The sequence below is a fragment of the Cupriavidus sp. SIMBA_020 genome, from assembly GCF_046535395.1.
GTDB lineage: Bacteria > Pseudomonadota > Gammaproteobacteria > Burkholderiales > Burkholderiaceae > Cupriavidus > Cupriavidus campinensis.
Map to the genome: position 1 here is coordinate 1 of NZ_JAWRWU010001152.1, position 253 is coordinate 253.

Genomic DNA, 253 nt, shown 5'->3' on the forward strand with positions numbered 1-253 from the left:
GGCAGGACGACATGAGTATGCAGGATTCGTGGGCGGCCGATCGAGCGGCCGATCGAGCGGCCGCCGACTTCGACGGGAACCGGCCGGCGCCGCAGCGGCGCGTGCGCGCGTCGCATCGCTACCGGCTGCCGGGGCAAGGCAACACGTCGGCGCTGAGCGCTGCGACGCTCGCTGCGCTGGCCGCACTGTGGTGGATCGCGACGCATCGGCAATGGCTGCCGCCGCTGTTCCTGCCGGCGCCGGAGGCGGTGTG

Annotated in this window: 1 pseudogene; it reads left to right on the top strand. The window is 73.5% G+C overall.

Annotated elements, in window-relative coordinates:
* Positions 1 to 253 (top strand): annotated as a pseudogene (locus tag SB751_RS33145) (taurine ABC transporter permease); the annotation flags it as partial.